Origin of the sequence: Pseudomonas sp. B21-023 (assembly GCF_024749165.1) — a bacterium.
In the GTDB taxonomy this organism is placed as follows: Bacteria; Pseudomonadota; Gammaproteobacteria; order Pseudomonadales; family Pseudomonadaceae; genus Aquipseudomonas.
This window is the reverse complement of record NZ_CP087190.1, coordinates 2,475,853-2,494,240: the sequence shown is the minus strand read 5'-3', so window position 1 is coordinate 2,494,240 and position 18,388 is coordinate 2,475,853. Positions and strand designations below refer to the sequence as shown.

General features: G+C 63.1%; 17 protein-coding genes and 1 pseudogene. 13 read left to right on the top strand and 5 right to left on the bottom strand.

Features of this window, described 5'->3' with window-relative positions; translation table 11 throughout:
* Nucleotides 1-24: 24 nt before the first annotated feature.
* Nucleotides 25-1,470, top strand: a complete 1,446-nt coding sequence (locus LOY42_RS11330; protein WP_139670693.1) for a curlin — start codon at nt 25-27, stop codon at nt 1,468-1,470.
* Between the two features lie 952 nt (nt 1,471-2,422).
* Here LOY42_RS11330 and LOY42_RS11325 read toward each other — a convergent pair.
* Nucleotides 2,423-2,848: a DUF1294 domain-containing protein gene (locus tag LOY42_RS11325; protein WP_110702152.1), complete on the bottom strand. Its 426-nt coding sequence runs from the start codon at nt 2,846-2,848 to the stop codon at nt 2,423-2,425.
* Nucleotides 2,841-3,671 carry an undecaprenyl-diphosphate phosphatase gene (locus LOY42_RS11320; RefSeq protein ID WP_139670543.1) on the bottom strand — a complete coding sequence of 277 codons (831 nt, stop codon included), beginning with the start codon at nt 3,669-3,671 and terminating at the stop codon, nt 2,841-2,843. Before LOY42_RS11320 ends, LOY42_RS11325 begins: the two co-directional genes overlap by 8 nt.
* A gap of 299 nt (nt 3,672-3,970) precedes the next feature.
* On the opposite strand from LOY42_RS11320, the pseudogene LOY42_RS26595 reads away from it, so the two are divergent.
* The 11 genes and pseudogenes from LOY42_RS26595 to LOY42_RS11270 all read left to right on the top strand — a co-directional run.
* A pseudogene (locus LOY42_RS26595) lies at nt 3,971-4,684 on the top strand (cache domain-containing protein); the annotation flags it as partial.
* Nucleotides 4,685-4,870: 186 nt separating this feature from the next.
* The gene (locus LOY42_RS26590; protein ID WP_371918114.1) at nt 4,871-5,605 is read left to right on the top strand and encodes a methyl-accepting chemotaxis protein; all 735 of its coding nucleotides are present in this window, start codon (nt 4,871-4,873) and stop codon (nt 5,603-5,605) included.
* A 98-nt stretch (nt 5,606-5,703) separates the two neighbouring features.
* Nucleotides 5,704-6,270: a nicotinamide riboside transporter PnuC gene (gene pnuC / locus LOY42_RS11310; protein ID WP_102682457.1), complete on the top strand. Its 567-nt coding sequence runs from the start codon at nt 5,704-5,706 to the stop codon at nt 6,268-6,270.
* Entirely contained in the window at nt 6,267-6,818 is a 552-nt protein-coding gene (locus LOY42_RS11305; RefSeq protein WP_258600648.1) for an AAA family ATPase, read from the top strand. Before pnuC ends, LOY42_RS11305 begins: the two co-directional genes overlap by 4 nt.
* 298 nt (nt 6,819-7,116) lie before the next feature.
* Entirely contained in the window at nt 7,117-7,557 is a 441-nt protein-coding gene (locus LOY42_RS11300) for a hypothetical protein (protein WP_110702157.1), read from the top strand.
* A gap of 1 nt (nt 7,558) precedes the next feature.
* Nucleotides 7,559-8,131, top strand: a complete 573-nt coding sequence (locus LOY42_RS11295; RefSeq protein WP_110702159.1) for an adhesin — start codon at nt 7,559-7,561, stop codon at nt 8,129-8,131.
* A gap of 52 nt (nt 8,132-8,183) precedes the next feature.
* Nucleotides 8,184-9,500, top strand: a complete 1,317-nt coding sequence (locus tag LOY42_RS11290; RefSeq protein WP_110702161.1) for a heme utilization protein — start codon at nt 8,184-8,186, stop codon at nt 9,498-9,500.
* Nucleotides 9,501-9,562: 62 nt separating this feature from the next.
* Nucleotides 9,563-10,243 (top strand): C39 family peptidase, encoded by a 681-nt coding sequence (locus LOY42_RS11285; RefSeq protein WP_094012022.1) that lies wholly within the window; start codon nt 9,563-9,565, stop codon nt 10,241-10,243.
* A gap of 33 nt (nt 10,244-10,276) precedes the next feature.
* Nucleotides 10,277-11,014, top strand: coding sequence for a hypothetical protein (locus tag LOY42_RS11280; RefSeq protein ID WP_110702163.1), 738 nt, complete (start codon nt 10,277-10,279; stop codon nt 11,012-11,014).
* 46 nt (nt 11,015-11,060) lie between these two features.
* Nucleotides 11,061-12,341 (top strand): hypothetical protein, encoded by a 1,281-nt coding sequence (locus LOY42_RS11275; protein WP_110702165.1) that lies wholly within the window; start codon nt 11,061-11,063, stop codon nt 12,339-12,341.
* A gap of 126 nt (nt 12,342-12,467) precedes the next feature.
* Nucleotides 12,468-14,663: an LTA synthase family protein gene (locus LOY42_RS11270; RefSeq protein WP_258600646.1), complete on the top strand. Its 2,196-nt coding sequence runs from the start codon at nt 12,468-12,470 to the stop codon at nt 14,661-14,663.
* A 26-nt stretch (nt 14,664-14,689) separates the two neighbouring features.
* Here the strand turns inward: LOY42_RS11270 and LOY42_RS11265 are convergent, their stop codons facing one another.
* The gene (locus LOY42_RS11265) at nt 14,690-16,015 is read right to left on the bottom strand and encodes a sigma-54 dependent transcriptional regulator (protein WP_198754223.1); all 1,326 of its coding nucleotides are present in this window, start codon (nt 16,013-16,015) and stop codon (nt 14,690-14,692) included.
* 333 nt (nt 16,016-16,348) lie between these two features.
* Here LOY42_RS11265 and LOY42_RS11260 point away from each other — a divergent pair, with 333 nt between their 5' ends.
* Nucleotides 16,349-16,615, top strand: coding sequence for a hypothetical protein (locus LOY42_RS11260; RefSeq protein WP_028690802.1), 267 nt, complete (start codon nt 16,349-16,351; stop codon nt 16,613-16,615).
* A gap of 104 nt (nt 16,616-16,719) precedes the next feature.
* On the opposite strand, the gene LOY42_RS11255 is transcribed toward LOY42_RS11260, so the two are convergent.
* Together LOY42_RS11255 and LOY42_RS11250 are read right to left on the bottom strand one after the other, a co-directional pair.
* Nucleotides 16,720-17,334, bottom strand: coding sequence for a VWA domain-containing protein (locus LOY42_RS11255; RefSeq protein WP_256582571.1), 615 nt, complete (start codon nt 17,332-17,334; stop codon nt 16,720-16,722).
* Nucleotides 17,335-17,387: 53 nt separating this feature from the next.
* Nucleotides 17,388-18,386, bottom strand: coding sequence for an ATP-binding protein (locus LOY42_RS11250; protein ID WP_258600644.1), 999 nt, complete (start codon nt 18,384-18,386; stop codon nt 17,388-17,390).
* Nucleotides 18,387-18,388 lie beyond the last annotated feature (2 nt).

Genomic DNA, 18,388 nt, shown 5'->3' with positions numbered 1-18,388 from the left:
ATCGACAGATCTGGAGGCAATACCATGCACAAGCTCGCCCCTCTGAGCGCTGCCATCGTCCTGGCCCTTGCCGGCCAGGCCATGGCCGACGACAGCACTTCGACCCAGTCCCAACAGGGCAACCAGAACATCGCCGAGGTCAAGCAGACCCAGGCGCCGTTCGCCTCGGCCACGCAGAACCAGGCTGGCCACGACCACAATCACATGGCGCTGCAGGACAGCAGCACCAGCCATATCCAGCAAAACGCCACCGGCTCGTTCAACGCCGGCTACGCCGAGCAATTGTTCGAGAACGGCAGCCAGATCACCCAGCAGTCCGGCGGCAGCCTCAACGACGCCTTCGCCAGCCAGTCGGTGGGCGAGAACAACGAGGCCCTGCAGGTCCAGCAAGGCAGCGGCAACCGTTCGGTCATCTGGCAGGACACCCAGTACGGCAGCCAGGCCACCACCTTGCAGTCCGGCCATGGCAACGACGCCACGGTGGAGCAGCTGTTCGGCGGCAGCAACAACAAAAGCGTGATCATGCAGGGTGGCAGCGACAACCAGGCCGCCGCCGAGCACATGACCCACCAGGACGGCGATATCGCCATCTACCAGGAAGGCCGGCAGAACTGGGCCTACGGTGACCAGCGCGACGGCCTGGGCGGCACCATCGGCATCAACCAGTACGGCACGGGCAACTCGGTGGAGGTGTGGCAGGACAACCAGGCCGCCAGCCAAGCCAATGTCTACCAGAACGGCCAGAGCAACGAAGGCTACATCGATCAGAGTTTCGGCCAGGCCAACAGCGCAGGTCTCAGCCAGACCGGCCGTGGCAACGCCAGCTGGTCGGACCAGTTCGAGACCAACCAGGCGGTGACCAGCATTTCCCAGACGGGCAACAACAACCTGCACTTCACCTACCAGACCGGCGACAACCACAGCCTGACCATCAGCACGGTGGGCAACGCCAACAAGATCATGGCCAGCAACTGGAAGGGCGAGAAGTCTGGCGGGCAATTCGGTGTCGGTCAGCAGGCGCAGATCAACCAGGCGGGCAATGGCAACGGGGTCAACCTCACCCAGGAAGGCAACAGCCAGATCGCCCGGCTGAATCAGGATGGCAACCGCAACCAGATGGAGACCCGCCAGGCCGACAGCAACAACGAGCTGTACTTCGAGCAGAACGGCAGCGACAACCTGCTAATCGCCGACCAGCGCGGCACCGCCAACTACGCCGAGGGCCTGGCCGCGGGCAATGGCGGCAGCATCACCCTCGAGCAGTCGGGCAGTGGCAACCAGAGCTACACCTATCAGCTGTATGGCAATGGCAACGAGGCGACCATCAAGCAGACCGATGGGGTCAACCTCGCCTACGTGACCCAGGGGGGTAATGGGAACCAGGCGTTTGTCGACCAGAGTGGGGCTAGTCAGACGGCCACTGTTACGCAGTTCGGGAATGCCAATATGGCGACTGTTACCCAGCAGTGACGGGGTTTCCCCTTGGACCGTGGCGTTGGTTCTCCCCTGGCGCTGCGGTTCCTTTTTTTCCTTGGGTTGGGTTCGGGTTCGGGGCGATTGTTTTGTTTTTTGTGGGCGCATTCGTAGAAGATGTCGACATTTAGTCACCCTTTCGCCTTTACGGCGACCTACTTTTGTCTTGACAAAAGTAGGCAAAACCGTTCGGCTCCGTTCATACGGCCCCTACGCTTCGCTACGGGGTTCCCTCGCTCCGTTCTTGCTCCCGTGGGTACCGCGCTGTACGCCCCATCCTGGGGCGCAGCGCTCGACGGCCATCCATGGCCGTCGCCCCACTACGCAAGAACTCCACTCGGCCTCCTGAAGTCGCAATTTGTGTCGCCTGAACTACCGCGCGCTTAGAAGCAAGATCAAGAGCAGATCAAGAGCAGATCAAGAGCAGATCAAGAGCAGATCAAGAGCAGATATGTTGGTTTTGTTAGTGGCTGTTATGTTGTTCTTCATTACGCCATCGCGGGACAGGCCCGCTCCCACATTGAATCACGTAGTCAAACTATGGTGGGAGCGGGCTTGCCCCGCGATGTTGATCTAGAGTTCCCTCGATGGCAACTAGCGACTAGCTGCGTTAGTGCAGGCGCCGCCCGTAACTTCGCGACTTCAGGAGGCCGAACGCAGGTCTTGCGGAGGGAGGTGACGGGCATGGATGCCCGTCAAGCGCTGCGCCCCAGGATGGGGCGTTCAGCGCGGTCCTCCCGGGAGCAAGGCCGGAGTGAGGGAACCCGGAGCGAAGCGGAGGGCCGGATGAATGGAGCGAGGATTTTTTGGTTCCTTTTTGATCCTTCAAAAAGGGACCCGCCGTAAGGGCGGAAAGGTGAGTAAGCGTCGACATCGCAAATGAATGCGCATACAACTTTCAAAACCATAACCACAACTACAACTACAACTACAACTACAACTACAACCCTCAGATCAAAGCACCCCACCGCCCCGCCAAAAACAAATAATCAACCCAGAACACCTGATGCACCAGAACAATCCCCCAGCACACAACCTGATAGGAAACCTTCCGAGTCTTGTGCCGAAACACCTGTTGCGCCAGCAAAGCCCCCGGCCAGCCCCCCAGCAGCTCGCTGGCATGCAGCACCTTTTCCGGCGTACGCCAGGCCTGAGTCCGCGCCTGCTGCTTGTCCTGCCAGTACAACAACAGGCTGACCAGACTCACCACCGGATACATCGCCAACGGCAACCAACTCCCGCCACTCAGCCCCATCCGCAGGCCGCCGAGCACCGGCAACAGGCACAGCACCGCAAGTACCAGCCCCTTCAGGCGCGCATTGCGCACGCCTTCCTCGCGTCGGGGCGCACGCTGCGTACGAGCCCTCTCAACCATGCGCCGTCGACCAATCGACCCAGCCAAACTCCCAGGTCGCCAGGATCAGCAGGCCAAAGGCGATGCGATACCAGGCAAACACCGCATAGCTGTGATTGGCGATAAATTTGAGCAGCCCGCGTACGGCAATCATGGCAAAGATGAACGACACCACGAAACCGATGGCGAACACCGGCAAATCGCCCGGCTGGAACAGATCACGGTACTTGTACCCCGAATACACCGCCGCGCCGACCATGGTGGGCATGGCCAGGAAGAACGAAAACTCGGTCGCCGCCTTGCGCGAGAGGCCGAACAGCAAGCCACCGATAATGGTCGATCCCGAGCGCGAGGTGCCCGGAATCATCGCCAGGCACTGCACCAGGCCGATCTTCAGCGCGTGAGTCCAGCGCATGTCGTCGACATGGTCGACCTCCACCCGGTGCTGGCGACGCTCGGCCCACAGCATGATCACCCCACCTACCACCAGCGCGGCGGCAACGGTAATAGGGTTGAACAGGTACTCATGGATCAGGTCGGCGAACAACACGCCCAGGATCACCGCGGGAATGAAGGCGATCAGCAGGTTGGCGGTGAAGCGTCGCGCCGGCACCTGCGTGGGCAAGCCCAGTACCACGTCGAAGATCTTGCGCCGGAACTCCCACACCACCGCCAGGATGGCACCCAGCTGGATGATGATGTTGAACGCCATGGCGCGTTCGCCACCGAAGTTGATCAGGTCGGCGACGATGATCTGGTGCCCGGTGCTCGAAATGGGCAGGAACTCCGTCAGCCCCTCGACCACGCCCAGGATGATCGCCTGCAAGGCACTCCACAAATCCATCTTTCCCCCAAATGCGACGCTGCACGTGGCAGGCCGCTTGTTTTGATTGACACAATTGAGACCGCACGCGGCGCGTGCTTTTTACAGCGCAAGCGCTACCAAAGCCAGCTGAAATGCCCAGCCGCCTAAAGGTTTCATCTGGCGCGGCCGAAATCCTAGCAGAGCCTATGTTTCAAGGCTTGCGTTACCTGCAACTGAGGATGTCAAGAACGACGCATTAGCCGTTGGTCGAGTGGGGGCCCGCGACAAAGCATGCTTGGATGCCCTGGATAAAAAGAAAAAGACTGGAGTAACGCATCATGAAGACCCTGAGGTCGATGTCGATCAGCCGCCGCCTGTGGCTGATCCTGCTGGTGGCCGTGGCCATGCTGCTGGTGCTGGGCCTGCTGATGCTGCGCCAGCTCCATGGCGACCTGTACCAGGCCAAGGCCGAGAAGACCCGCCACGTGGTACAGACCGCCGCCGGCGTGCTGGCCCATTACCAAGGCCTGGAGGCTGCCGGCACACTGACCCGCGAGGCCGCACAGCAGCAGGCCCTGCAAGTGGTGCGCGGGCTGCGCTATGACCAGAACGACTATTTCTGGATCAACGACCTGCAACCGAAGATGGTCATGCACCCGGCCAACCCAAAGCTCGATGGCCAGGACCTCTCCGCCATCCGTGACCCCGACGGTTTCGCCGTCTTCAACGAGATGGTCGCCCTGGCCCGCAGCCAGGGCGCGGGGCCAGTCGACTATCGCTGGCCCAAGCCCGGCGCCAGTGAGCCGGTGGCGAAAACCTCGTATATACAGCTGTTCAAGCCCTGGGGCTGGATCATCGGTTCGGGGGTCTACATCGACGACGTGCAGGCCGAGTTCGCCAGGCAGTTGCGCGACGCCTCGCTGCTGGGCCTGGGCATCGCCCTGCTGATGGCCCTGCTGGTGATGCTGATCGCCCGCAGCATCGCCCGGCCACTGCAGGAGGCCGTGCAGGCCATGGGCAACATCGCCAGCGGCGAAAGCGACCTGACCCGGCGCCTGGACACCCATGGCCACGACGAGATCACCCAGCTGGGTGAGCACTTCAACCGCTTCAATGGCAAGTTGCAGGGCGTGATCGGTCAATTGCAGGGGGCGGCCCATGCCCTGGCCGAGTCGGCCGGCCATGTGGGTGACAACGCAGGCTCCGCCCAGGCCCGTAGCGCCCAGCAATCATTGCAGATGGACCAGGTCGCCACCGCCGTCAACGAAGTCACCTACGCGGTGCACGACGTGGCCAAGCACGCCGAGCAGGCCTCCAGCGAAATGCGCAATGCCCAGGCCCAGGTCGGCCACGGCCAGCAGGCGATCCACGGTAGCCTGCAGCAGATCGACCGGCTTTCGGCGACCATCGACCAGGCGGTACAGGTGATCCGCGAACTGGCCAGCCACAGCACGAAGATCGGCGGCGTGCTCGAGGTCATCCGCTCGATCGCCGAGCAGACCAACCTGCTTGCCCTCAACGCCGCCATCGAGGCCGCCCGCGCCGGTGAGCAGGGGCGCGGCTTCGCCGTGGTCGCCGACGAGGTGCGCCTGCTGGCCCAGCGCTCCGCCCAGTCGACCGCCGAGATCCAGACCATGATCGAGCACCTGCAGGGGCAGTCCGAAGCCGCGGTGCGGGCCATCGATACCAGCAGCGAAGCCTCGCGCCAGACCGTCGAGCAGGCCCGCGAGGCTGGCAGCAGCCTGGACGCCATCAACCATGCGCTGGGCAACCTGGGGGCGCTGAATGCCTCGATCGCCAGCGCCACCCTGCAGCAGTCGCATGTGGTCGAGGAAATCAACCGCAACGTCACCGAAACCGCCGACTTGTCGCAACAGACCGCCGAGGCCGCCCGCCAGTCCAGCGACGCTGGCGCGGCGCTTGGCCGCTTGAGCGAGGAGCTGGAGCAGTTGCTGCGTCAGTTCAAGGTCTAGCAGGGCCTGGCAACGGGCAGCCCGGATGCTGCCCACCGCTTGAAGCGTGGCGCACGAAGCGGTTAGCATCGCGGCCTCTCTCCGCCCAAGGATCGCCGATGTCCGGCCTCGAACTCTTCGCCGCCGCGCTCGGCGTCATCGCCGTCTGGCTCACCGTCAAGCAGAACCCCTGGTGCTGGCCGATCGGGCTGGTGATGGTGGTGCTGTACAGCTGGATCTTCTACGAGGTCAAGCTGTACTCGGACATGCTCCTGCAACTGGTCTACGCCGTGCTGCAACTGTACGGCTGGTGGCAATGGACCCGGCCGGACCGGGTCGAGGACGCCCGCCAGGTAACCAGCCTGGCACCGATGACGATGTTCAAGGGCCTGGCGATCGGCCTGCTGGCCAGCCTGCTGCTGGGCGCCGCCATGGCCCACTGGACGGACGCTGCCCAGCCCTGGCTGGACGCAGCACTCACCGGTTTCAGCCTGGTGGCCCAGCTGTGGATGGCACAGAAGCGCCTGCAGTGCTGGGCGCTATGGGTGGTGGTGGATGTGGTCTTCGTCGGCCTGTTCCTCTACAAGGGCCTCTACCTCACCGCCGCGCTGTATGCCCTGTTCACCCTGATCGCCGTGCGCGGCTGGCTGGAGTGGCGCCGCGACCCGGCGCTGGCCAGCGCATGAAGGTCCTGGTGCTGTGCGGCCCGGAGTCCAGTGGCAAGAGCTGGCTGAGCGGCGAGATCCAGGCGCATTTCGGTGGCGTGCTGGTCGGAGAGTATGTCCGCCATTTCATGGAGCGCGAGCAGCGCGATACCTGCTACGCCGATATCCCCACCATCGCCCGTGGCCAACTCGCCTGGGAAGACCAGGGCCGGGCGCAGGCACCGGAATTGCTGATCCTCGACACCCACCTGCTGAGCAATATCCTGTGGAGCCGGGCACTGTTCGGTGATTGCCCTGAGTGGCTGGAACAGGCCATTCAGGCGCGCCATTACGACCTGCACCTGCTGCTGCGCCCCGAGGGCGTCGAATGGGTCGGGGACGGGCTGCGCTGTCAGCCACGGCTGGAAGAGCGCCAGGTGTTCTTCAACGACAGCCTGGCCTGGTTGCAACGCCACCGGCAGAACGTGCAGGTGATTGACGGCGACTGGTCGCAACGCAGCGCCACGGTGTTGAGCGTTGTACAGCGCCTGCTGGACGGCAAGTCCCCCACCTGCCCCACCGAATGTTAAGCCGCTGATACACCCTGTGGGGCCATGCCCCCCGGATTTGCGCGCATTGCGCCAGATCCGGGGGTAGTGTCACGCCCGTGAAACACCCTCGACGAAAACCCGTCAGCGCCCGACTTCAATGGGCCCGACGGCTCATGGGACGACTCTCTGTCTCAGCACTGATACACCAATCCATTGACGCACCAGCTCCAGCCCCACAACTGACTGATTCGAAAGCAATAACAAAAACCGGCACAGCTTCTGCTCTCCTTCTGGCAACGCGGCCCAGGCCCAACACGCCGAAGAAGGAATTGCCATCGTGGGGAAACTTGATAAAGGCAACGTCTGTCGTCTCCTGCTGATCGGATGCGCACTGGGTTCCAGCTTCAGTCTGCCAGCCCAGGCCGATAACGGGCTCGTCATCATTACCCGTGATGTGCAACCGCGCATCGCCACCCGTGCCCCGCTTGTGCCCGACCCCAACCCTGTCACCGTCAACACCAACCCGTCCGCGCACATACTCAAGCAGACCAACGAACTGAGCGACGGCGACTTCGCCAGTATCAGCAGCGGCGCAGGCATCAATACGCTGATCACCCAACAGACCAACAACATCGGGGCCAACATCGGCACCCAGACGCAACTGCCGAACATTGCCGGTGGGCGAGCCTCAGGCTCTGGCAATGGCATTGCCAACATGGTCAATTCGAACGTCCAGCAAGGTCTGGGCGCCCTGAAGATCCTCAGCGGGGGTCAGTGACATGAAGCATACGCTGCTGATCCTGGCCACGTTATGCAGTGCACCGGCCTTTGCCCAATCCCCCGTGATCAACAACGCCACCATCGACAGTTCAGGCGCACAGTACCAAGGCAACCTGGGCGTCAACCAGGCGGCCGGGGACCAACAACAGCAGGTCAACGCCCGGGCTATCGCCATCGGCCATGACGCCAACGCCAGCACCCAGATCCGCCAACGCTTGCGCACGCCTGTCGACCCCTCGATAGATGCTCGGTCCAGCATCCAGGGCGACGCCTTCAGCCACGGCAACGGCGTACTGGGCGTGAACCAGAGCGCCGGCGCCAGCAACCAGCAAGCCAACGCACTGCGCATCAGCGTCAGTGCCCAACCGCAAAGCATCGACGACAGCGTCCTTCTGCAACAGAACGTGGCGCTGATCAACAGCTCGGACTCAACTGCCCAGACACCCGGCCATCGCCAGGTCAGCACCAGCGACCAGGCATTCACCGGTAGCCGTGGCGTGGTGCAGTTGAATCAGAGTGCAGGGGTGGGAAACCGAACGGCCAACACCCTGAGCATCCGGGTCGCAGATTGACCCAAACAGGTAACAACAACACTTAACCTAAAACAAAGTACGGAGAACCACCATGAAACCCTCGATGGCACTCAAGCCTCTGGTTTTCGCAATTGCTGCGATCATGGCTGTGGCTGTACAAGCTGGGCAGAACGATCCACGTGGCGGCCACAACAATGGCCATAACAATGGCCACAACAACGGTCATCACACCCCTCCTCCTACCAAGATCCCGGTATATGCAACCGCCAATGCCTGGGACAAGCAAAGCAGCACCAACAACCGCATCAACAATGAAGGCACCGTGAACGAAGCCGAAATGAGCAGCTCGGCCTCCGGCACCAGCGGCAACGTGGGTGTCAACGTCGCGGCCGGCGCCGGCAACCAGCAGGACAACGCCGCCGCCATCGCCAACGCCGGCGCCGACTCGAGCCTGGACAACAGCTTCGTGTTCGGCTCCGCCTCGGCCACCGCCGACGTACGCCAGTACAGCAACAACAACAAGGTCAACAATTACGGCACCACCAACTCCGGCATCATGAGCGGCTCGGGCAACAACGGCAGCGGCAACATGGGCATCAACATTGCCGGTGGCGACCTGAACCAGCAGAAAAACACCATGGCCATTGCCAACTCCAATGCGCCACTGGGTAATGCCACCGCCACCGCCTCTGCCGACCAGAATGGCCCAGGCCTGGTAGTGAACAACAGCGCCGACCGCACCTACCGGGTCGATACGCTGACCTTCACCACCACGAAAAGTGGTAGTGCCTCGTACGACAAGGACTCCAGCTACAGCAAGGAAGGCAGCTCGTCTTCGAGCTGGGAGGCGGCCGGAGCCAACAGCTGGAACGCCAGTGGCTCGAAGAGCTCCGACGCCAGCGGTTCGCGCAGCCACGAATCGAGTGCTTCGGCTAGCGGTTCTCTGAACGCTTCGCTGGATGCCTCGGCAAGCGGCAGTGTGACCCAGACACAGGACTTCGGCCGCCACGAGCGCAGCCGCACCGACTCGTTCGATGCATCGCTGAACGCTTCGATCGACGCTTCGTATGACAAATCGCACGAGAAGTCCTCCAGCTCCTCGTTCGAGAAGGCTTACGACTCTTCGTTCGAAAAGGCCTACGACTCTTCGTACGAAAAATCGGGCAGCAAAGCTTCCGAATTTGCCAAGTCCGGCTCGAAGAGCTTCAGCGAGTCCAGCTCGTACGACCTGAGCAACACCGTGTCGTTCCAGGTGCTGACCCCTACCGGTTGGGCTAACCCTGTGACCAACACCGCAACCCTCAGTGGTTCGGTGAACGGTGGCAGCGGCAACCTCGGCGTCAACGTCGCAGCCGGTGTGGGCAACCAGCAGAGCAACTCGCTGGCCATCTCCAACACCTCGTTCTGAGCGCTGTAACCGTAAGGCCCCCTTCGGGGGGCCTTTCTTCAACAGGACCAGGGGGCAAGACCATGCGGATGATCGCCTTGGCGTTTTTGCTGTGCATGGCAAGCTACAGCGAAGCGGCGCAGATGCCGCTTTCGGTTTTGCCGGGGGGCGCGGTGATCTACAAGCCCATCCAGAGCATCCGTGAGCGCAAGTTCGCCGACCTGGTGCAACAGAAGACCGATTTCAGTTGCGGCGCCGCGGCGCTGGCAACCATCCTGCGCCAGGCCTACTGGCTGGACGTGGACGAACAACACATCATCGAAGGCATGCTGGCTCACGCCGACCAGGACCTGGTACGGGTGCAGGGCTTCTCCATGCTCGACATGAAACGCTACGTGGAAAGCCTGGGCATGCGTGCCCGCGGCTACCGGGTCGCTGCCGAAACCCTGAACAGCGTGCGTATACCCGTGGTGGTGCTGATGGACATCCGTGGCTACAAGCACTTCGTGGTCATGCAACGGGTCGACAAGGGCTGGGTCTATATCGGCGATCCGGTCCTGGGCCACAAGCGCTACAAGGTCGAGGACTTCCTCAAGGGCTGGAACGGCATCATCTTCGCCGTGATCGGCCAGGGTTACGACAAGACCAATGCCTTGCTCGACCCTCCTCTGCCGCTGAGCGCCAAGGGCCGGATCAACAACTTTACCCCGGTCAAGGACGCTGACCTGATGGACTTCGGCTTCATCCGCAGCGACTTCTTCTAATGACAATCAAGCACGACGCTCCGGGAGCATCTCATGAAGACTCCAGCATGGCTCACCCTGATCTGTCTGGCAGCCGCCCTGCCCCTCCAGGCAGAAACGTTCAAGCCCATTGAACTGAAAGACCAGGAGCTGGCGAACCTGCGCGGGCGCTATGTAATGCCGGGGCGGATCATCAGTTTCGGCGTGGTCATGACCAGCACCTGGCAAAACGCCAGTGGCGATGTCATCGGCGCCAAGACCTCGATGCAGGTCCAGCAATCGACCATCAAACCGCAATTCTACGTGTCGATGATCGACAAGAAAGGCTCCGGCGCTGCCAACGCGCAAGGCGCCGGCAGCGTCACGGGCGGCGCGGGCCTGAACACGACCGACGGTGTCACCCAGGTAGTGCGCGCCGCCGGCGACAACAATACCGCTTACAACAACGTCGATATCAACGTCACCAAGGCCAACCAGGCACCCGATACGCCACAGCAGGGCCAGGTACTGGCAGCAGGCTCCACACTGGTTGGCAGCAACGGCGCCGGCTCGCTGAGCGTATCGGCCAGCGGCACCGGCGTGCAGCTCGACGTGGTGGCCAACAACAACCAGGGCAGTGCCCTGCAACGCATCGCCCAGGGCGGGTTGATGCAGAACGCGACATTGCTCGGCAATGGCAACCAGGTCAGCAACCTGACGGCCCTCAACGTCGTGCTGCGCGACAACGTGCCTGACGCCGCGCTGAACGGCAATCTTGACCAGCTCAAAGGCCTTCGCGCTCTCGGATACTGATCTACGCTGACTCTCATCGTATGTAGTCTGAAGGGACGGCTAACCCATGCACCGATCGTTGACGTTCAGAGCTGTAGTCTGTCTGAGTACCTTGGCACCCGCGACATTGCTCTACGCAGCTCCGGACCCTCAGGTCGAGGCACTGAAGCAGGAGCTGCGGGAGCTCAAGCAACGCTACGAAGCCCAACAGAACGCGCTGATGGTGCTCGAACAGCGCGTGCGGCAAGTAGAAGAGACCCCGGCGGCGCCGCCGCCCAGGCGCCTGACAAGGTCCCCCTCGGAACCGGCCAAAGGCGCCCAGACGGTTGCGTCAGGCACCCCTGGCAATGCAGGCAGCTCCTATGGTCAATCGCTAAAGGACGACTCCGAGCCTGCGCAAAGTGTTTCCAACCTGTATGACGAAGCCAGCGGCTTCTTCGGCGGCGGCAAGTTCAGCGTCGAGACCGGCGTGACCTATACCCACTACGACACCCGCGCCCTGACCCTCAACGGTTTCCTCGCCCTGGACTCGATCTTCCTTGGCAACATCAACCTCGACCGCATCAAGGCCGATAACTGGACACTGGACCTGACAGCCCGCTACAACCTGGACCAGCGCTGGCAGTTCGACATCAACGTGCCGATCGTCTACCGGGAGTCGACCTATTCTTCCGGCGGCGTAAGCGGTGTGGGCTCCACCGCCTCCGATGCCACGGTAACCCGAGACCCCGCCATCGGCGACATCAACGTGGGGGTCGCCTACAAGTTCCTCGACGAGTCGGAAAACTGGCCCGACGCGGTCGCGACTCTGCGGGTCAAGGCCCCCACCGGCAAGGACCCTTACGGTATCAAGCTCATCAGGGATACGGCCAACGACAACCTGGCGGTGCCTGAAAGCCTGCCCACCGGCAATGGTGTCTGGTCGATCACACCGGGGATTTCGCTGGTCAAGACGTTCGACCCGGCCGTTCTCTTCGCCAGCCTGTCCTACACCTACAACATGCAGGACTCGTTCAGCGACATCAGCCCGGAAGTCAACAGCAAGGTACCAGGCGACGTGAAACTCGGAGATTCCTGGCAGATCGGCGGGGGTATCGCCTTCGCCCTGAACGAGCGGATGAGCATGTCGTTCTCGGTCACCGACCAGTTCGCCAGCAAAAGCAAGATCAAACGCGATGGCGGCGACTGGCAGTCGATCACCAACAGCGACTACAACGCGGCAAACTTCAACGTCGGCCTGACGTTCGCCGCCACCGACAACCTGACCATCGTCCCCAACCTCTCCATCGGTTTGACCGAAGACTCGCCGGACTTCTCGTTCAGCCTGAAATTCCCCTACTACTTCTGACCGCACCGGGCCCGCGCACGGGCCCGGCATTTGGTTACCGGTTTTGTAGCATCCGACTTTCCCGGCACCAGCCTGTTATCATCCTGCACAATTTTGTGACGGTTTAATGGCATTAAGGAAAGTTTCGTGAACAACCTGCTCGGTCACCCTCGCGCCCGCCTTGCCGCCCTGGCAATCCTGGTGCTGGTGATACCCCTGACCGCGCGCGCCCTGCTGGGCTGGTCCAACCCCTTTGGCTATCTGTCCGACCTCGCCATCGGCAGCCTGTTGGTCCTGCTCCTGCTGCGACGTCCCTGGTGGCTGGCCCTGCCGCTGCTGTTGGCCTGGGTCGGCCTGTGGGTGGCATCCGCCGAGCTGGTCAGCGCCGTCGGCAGGCTGCCCACGGTCGACGACCTGAGCTACCTGATCGACCCGCAGTTCATGGAGAACTCCACCGGCGGCGGACTGGCCCATGCCTGGCTCCCCGCCCTGCTGGTCGCCGGCCTTGGCGCCTGGCTGGCGAGCGTATGGCGATCGCCCGCCAGCGCGTCATTGCCACGACGACTCTGGGCCGTGCCCCTGGCGCTGTTCGGCCTGCACTGGGGCGGCCAGCAACTGTCCCCCTCGGACGCCGACCAATGGCGCCAGTACGGCCTCACCCACCAGGCGCTGTCGACGGCAGTGGGCAAGGTGCAGCATCAGGCCTTGAGCCGTATGGGCCGGGTGCCGGCAGTCACGGCGCTGTCCAGCGCCGGCCTTACCCAGTCCGACCTCAATGGCGTCAAGCTGCTCGACGCAGCGGGCAAGGCACGCAACCTGCTGATCATCACCGTCGAGGGCATCCCCGGCGCTTACCTGCGCCCCAACCGCGAGGCACTGGGCAGCCACTACCAGCAGGACCTGATGCCCCGTCTCAGCCAGTGGGCCGAGCGCGGCATGAACACCCCCGACTATGTATTGCACACACACCAGACCATTCGCGGCCTGTACGCGATGCTCTGCGGTGACTACGACAAGCTGGCCAACGGCACGCCCAAGGGGGTCGAGCTGCTGACCCAGCAGCAACGCAACCAGGCCTGTCTGCCGGCCCAGCTGCGCGAGGCCGGCTTCGCCACCCATTACCTGCAAGGCGCCGGGCTGCGTTTCATGGCCAAGGACCGGATCATGCCCCACATCGGCTTCGACACGGTGCATGGGCTGGAGTGGTTCGCCAACGACAACTACCTGGAATTCCCCTGGGGCAAGGATGATCGCGCGTTCTTCGAAGGTGCGCTCGACTACGTCGGCGAGCTGCGCAAGCAACCAAAACCCTGGATGCTCACCCTGCTCACGGTCGGCACCCACCAGCCCTATTCGGCGCCGGAGGCCTATCTGCAACGCTTCGATACGCCCAAGCAGGCTGCGGTGGCCTACCTCGACGATGCCCTTGGCAGCTTCCTCGACGGTCTCGAGCGCCAGGGCGTACTGGAAGACACCCTGGTGATCGTCACCTCCGACGAATCCCACGGCATCGATGGCGTGCGCCTGGCCTCGGCCTGGGGCTTCAACCTCACGCTCGCACCGGAGCAGGCCCAACTGCCCAGGCTCAAGCAGGGCACCTACGGCCACGTCGACCTGAGCACCTCGCTGCTCGACTACTTTGCCCTGCCAATCCCTGCGGCCTTGGCCGGCCGCTCGCTGTACCGCGACTACGACAGTGGCCGCGAGATGATTTCCTACACCAATGGCATGCTGCGCTACCACGACGGCCAGGGCACCCTCAGCGAGTGCGATTTCCAGCAACGCTGCCGACGCTATGCAAGCCCCGGTTTCATTGCCGACCAGGCCAAATTCGTCGGCCGTGGGGACGACAGCCTCGGGCGGCAGATAGGCCTGCTGGCCGCCAGCCTCGACCAGTCGTTGCTGCAGACTCCGCTCAACCTGCGCTACCAGTTCGGCGGTCCCTCACCCATTGCCCTGGCTGAGCGCATCAAGGATGACTGGGCCGACAACCTGATCGGCGCGCAATACCTGGAGATGCCCGAAGGCACCCGCACCCGGGTACGTCTCAAGGTGCGGGCGCTGGACCCACGCCATGCCGCCTACATCCGGCTCAAGGCCAAGGAGCTTGAGCAGGACGTACAGCTTGGCTTGCCCGAGGAAATGCGGGTAACGGCCGACGAGCCGCTGGAAATGCAGTTCGACTTCGACAACCCCACCGTGCGCAAGGCATTTTCCTTCCACCTGTTGGGGTATGGGGGCGGCGAGGTGGAGGTCAGCGACTTCAGCGTGATCACCGAGCTGCCCGACGAGCCGGAGACGATGGAGGAACTGGCGGACGGGCATCTTGCCCAGTCGAGCTGAGGCCCCGCAATCGGGAGCGTGGTTGCTCAACGAATCTGGTGCTTGTGCAACAACCGGTAAAACGTCGGCCGCGACACACCCAGCACCTTGGCCGCGATACTCAGGTTGTCGCTGTGCCGGTTCAGCACATCGCACAACGCCTGCCGCTCGGCGCGGTGCTTGTAGTCCTCCAGCGTGCCCAGCGGCTGGTCCTGTTCCTGCAGGTCCTGCAGCCCCAGGTCCTGGGCCTCGATCTGCCGGCCTTCGGCCAGCACCAGGCCACGCCGAACCCGGTTGGCCAACTCGCGCACATTGCCCGGCCACTCGTGCCGGCCCATGGCCGCCAAGGCACCGTCGCTGAACGAACGTGGCCGCCTGCCCGTCTCGGCGCTGTAGAACTGCGAGAAATGGCTGGCCAGCATCGACAGGTCGCCATGCCGGTCACGCAGTGGCGCGGTCACCACTTGCAGCACATTCAGGCGGTAGTACAGGTCTTCGCGAAACCGCGCCAAGGCGATGGCCTTTTCCAGGTCCACATGGGTCGCCGCCAGAACCCTGACGTCGACGGCGATGGGTTGATTGCCGCCCACCCGTTCGATGTGTTTTTCCTGAAGAAAGCGCAGCAGGTTGGCCTGTAGCTCCAAAGGCAGGTCACCGATCTCGTCGAGAAACAGGGTGCCACCATTGGCCGCTTCGATGCGCCCCACCTTGCGCTGGTGGGCCCCGGTGAAGGCACCCTTTTCATGGCCAAACAGCTCGGACTGGATCAGGTGTTCCGGTATGGCCCCGCAATTGATGGCAATGAACGGTTTGTCCCAGCGTTGTGATTGCCGGTGCAGGGTGCGCGCCACCAGTTCCTTGCCGGTTCCGCTTTCGCCACGGATCAGCACTGGCGACTCGGTCGGCGCCAGCTTGCCGAGCAACTTGCGCAACTCGCGGATCGGCCGGCTTTCGCCCAGCAGTTCGTGTTCGGGCTCATCGACCCGCACCGCGCCCTTGCCGCGCAGGCGTGCCATGCCAAAGGCACGGCCCAGGGTGACCTGCACCCGGGAGACATCGAACGGCAACGTATGGAAGTCAAAAAACCACTCGCAGACGAAATCTCCGACATTCTGCAGGCGCAGTTCCTCGGCGCTGAGCACGGCGATCCACTCGGTATTGCTGCGCTTGATCAGGTCCTTGAGCGCTTCGGGGTGCAGCAGGTGCGAGGCTTGCAAGCGCACCAGGCCAACATCGCAGGGTTGCTCCAGCGCCGCCTCGAGCGTGCAACTTCGGACATCCCAGCCGACACTGCGCAAGCCCGGCAACAGGCGGTGGCAATCGTCGCAGGGGTCGACGATCAGCAGGCGGCGGTGGGATGCAGGTTCAAGCATGACCTTTCCTTGGCGCCAGTTATTGGTTTTTTACCTATAAACAGACAGTTGCGACGCCCGAATTAACAGTAGCAATGAACTTGACGCTCCCCACTACCGTTGGTCAGCCCGCCAGCCGTGTGCACGGCACACTCGGGAATTATCTCAACCCTTGCGCGTCTGAGGCGGGAGCGACAAGCACGGACGAATGAATCGTCAATAAAAAATTTCAAAACCTTGTGACTTGAACCCTGATCTGGAGCATCAGTACAAATAACCCCGCGCTGTAGAGTGTTCAGGAATAACACCGCGGAACAATATTTCGCTGTTTGGGACCATGAGAGAGACCGAACCATGAATGCCCCGCTCCGTGTCAACGAAGCACTGCTGATCGCCGACCACGCCTTCGAACCCTTCCAGTGCGTAGCCTGGGATGCACCCAACGGTACCGGTGAGCTGAGCCTGGCAGTGATCGACCGGACCAGCACCCGTATCGGCAGCAAGCAAGTGTCCTCGCGCGTCTATTCCGACCCTGCGCAATGGGCCAGTTTGATCGAGGAAGTGCGCGCCGAACTGTCCGGCAAAGGTTACGACCTGCAACCTTGGTCGATGCCAAAGTAACAAGACTGCCTGTTACAAAGTGCGTGGCCGCCACGCACTTTGGTAACTTTCCCCGAATACGGGGATAACTTTTTCAATTGCGACATCCTGTCGCAGCTACCTGCTTAACTGACCACGCTGAACTGCTCGATATGCCGATATTCGGCATGTAGTTGTTCGGCAATTTGTCGTGCACGACCCACACGCACCGCCGCCATTTCCATATCCACCAGCAACGTGTTGCACGGTAACGGCTGCAACTGTGCTTCCTGCTGCAGGCGACCATCGGTCAGCACCAGGCAACGCTGGGTCTCCAGGGGCAGGCGCTTGCTCCGCGCCAGCAGCCAGTGGCGCGCCTCCTCCAGCGCCGCCGGCAACGGCGTACCGCCGCCAGCCCCCAGCGCCTGCAACCAGGGCTGCAACGCCGCCGAGGCCTTCAGGCCATGCCGTTGCCATTGCGGCTTGTCGCCACTGGCCGTGAGCAAGGCCAGGCGGGCCCGTTGCCGATAGGCCTCATCGAACAATCCGGCCAGCAGGCCCTTGGCCTGGGACAGTGCCTGGTTGCGGCGGGTGGAAGCCGATGCATCCACGATCACCAGCCAGAGCTCCGGCGCCTGGGCCTGACGTTGTTGCCAGCACAGCTCACGGCGCAGGCGCGGCCGCCCCTTGAGCAAGGTCGCCAGCCAGGCGATGCGGCCAGTCTCGGCCGCACGCGGGCGGCCCCGGGTGCTACCTGTCAAATTGCCGGCACGGGGTCTGGCATCCGCCGCCTGGGCATGGCGCAAGCGGATGCTCAGGGCTTTTTTGCCCAGTTCGGTACCTCGCGGCGTACGCCCGTCGCCACCGCCTGGGGCGGCAACGCGCCCCAGGCGCCCTGCCCGCCTTGCGTTTGCGGCGGCCGAGGAGGCTCGCCCGCCGTGGCAGCCTGCGCTTGCGGTGCGTGGGCGCGACGGCGATGGCGCAAGGCAAACTCGGCAACCGCCTCCACATCCGCTTCCTCTATCACCGTACTGCCACGCCAGGCGGCGTGGGCCCGTGCCGCCCGCAGCCAGACCAGGTCGGCGCGCATGCCGTCCACCCCGGCGGCAAAGCAGCGCTCGGTGATCCAGGCCAAGGCCTGGTCGTCCAAGGGGATCGATGCCAATTGCTCGCGCGCGGCCTGGCAACGCTGGCGCAGCGCGGTCTGCTGGGGCGCCCACTGGGCACAGAACGCCTGTGGGTCGTTGTCGAAGGCCAGCCGACGGCGAATGATCTGCTGCCGTGCTTCGGGCGCGGGCAGGCCCTCCAAGGCCACGTTCAGGCCAAACCGGTCGAGCAGTTGCGGCCGCAGCTCGCCCTCCTCCGGGTTCATGGTACCGATCAGCACGAACCGGGCGGCGTGCCGATGGGAGATGCCATCGCGCTCGATGCGATTGGTCCCGCTGGCAGCTACATCCAGCAGCAGGTCCACCAAGGGATCGGGTAGCAGATTCACTTCATCGACGTACAGTACGCCACCGTCGGCATGGGCCAGCACACCCGGCGAGAACCGCGCCTGGCCCTGGCTCAAAGCGGCATCGAGGTCGAGGGTGCCGACCAGACGCTCTTCGGTCGCCCCCAGTGGCAGGGTCACGAACGGCCCGCCGCCCAGCAGGTCGGCCAGGCCCCGTGCCAGGGTGCTCTTGGCCATGCCCCGAGGGCCTTCGATCAGTACGCCACCGATTTTCGGGTCGATCGCGGTCAGGCACAGGGCCAGCTTGAGGTCGTCGGCGCCGACCACGGCGGCCAGGGGAAATTGTACGGGTTCGCTCATGT

Bases quoted from the DNA above. Each gene is read 5' to 3' on its own strand.
- LOY42_RS11260 (WP_028690802.1), top strand. From the start codon at position 16,349: ATGAATGCCCCGCTCCGTGTCAACGAAGCACTGCTGATCGCCGACCAC.
- LOY42_RS11290 (WP_110702161.1), top strand. From the start codon at position 8,184: ATGAAACCCTCGATGGCACTCAAGCCTCTGGTTTTCGCAATTGCTGCG.
- LOY42_RS11275 (WP_110702165.1), top strand. From the start codon at position 11,061: ATGCACCGATCGTTGACGTTCAGAGCTGTAGTCTGTCTGAGTACCTTG.
- LOY42_RS11285 (WP_094012022.1), top strand. From the start codon at position 9,563: ATGCGGATGATCGCCTTGGCGTTTTTGCTGTGCATGGCAAGCTACAGC.
- LOY42_RS11295 (WP_110702159.1), top strand. From the start codon at position 7,559: ATGAAGCATACGCTGCTGATCCTGGCCACGTTATGCAGTGCACCGGCC.
- LOY42_RS11320 (WP_139670543.1), bottom strand. From the start codon at position 3,671: ATGGATTTGTGGAGTGCCTTGCAGGCGATCATCCTGGGCGTGGTCGAG.
- pnuC (WP_102682457.1), top strand. From the start codon at position 5,704: ATGTCCGGCCTCGAACTCTTCGCCGCCGCGCTCGGCGTCATCGCCGTC.
- LOY42_RS11250 (WP_258600644.1), bottom strand. From the start codon at position 18,386: ATGAGCGAACCCGTACAATTTCCCCTGGCCGCCGTGGTCGGCGCCGAC.
- LOY42_RS11330 (WP_139670693.1), top strand. From the start codon at position 25: ATGCACAAGCTCGCCCCTCTGAGCGCTGCCATCGTCCTGGCCCTTGCC.
- LOY42_RS11305 (WP_258600648.1), top strand. From the start codon at position 6,267: ATGAAGGTCCTGGTGCTGTGCGGCCCGGAGTCCAGTGGCAAGAGCTGG.
- LOY42_RS11280 (WP_110702163.1), top strand. From the start codon at position 10,277: ATGAAGACTCCAGCATGGCTCACCCTGATCTGTCTGGCAGCCGCCCTG.
- LOY42_RS11325 (WP_110702152.1), bottom strand. From the start codon at position 2,848: ATGGTTGAGAGGGCTCGTACGCAGCGTGCGCCCCGACGCGAGGAAGGC.
- LOY42_RS26590 (WP_371918114.1), top strand. From the start codon at position 4,871: ATGGACCAGGTCGCCACCGCCGTCAACGAAGTCACCTACGCGGTGCAC.
- LOY42_RS11265 (WP_198754223.1), bottom strand. From the start codon at position 16,015: ATGCTTGAACCTGCATCCCACCGCCGCCTGCTGATCGTCGACCCCTGC.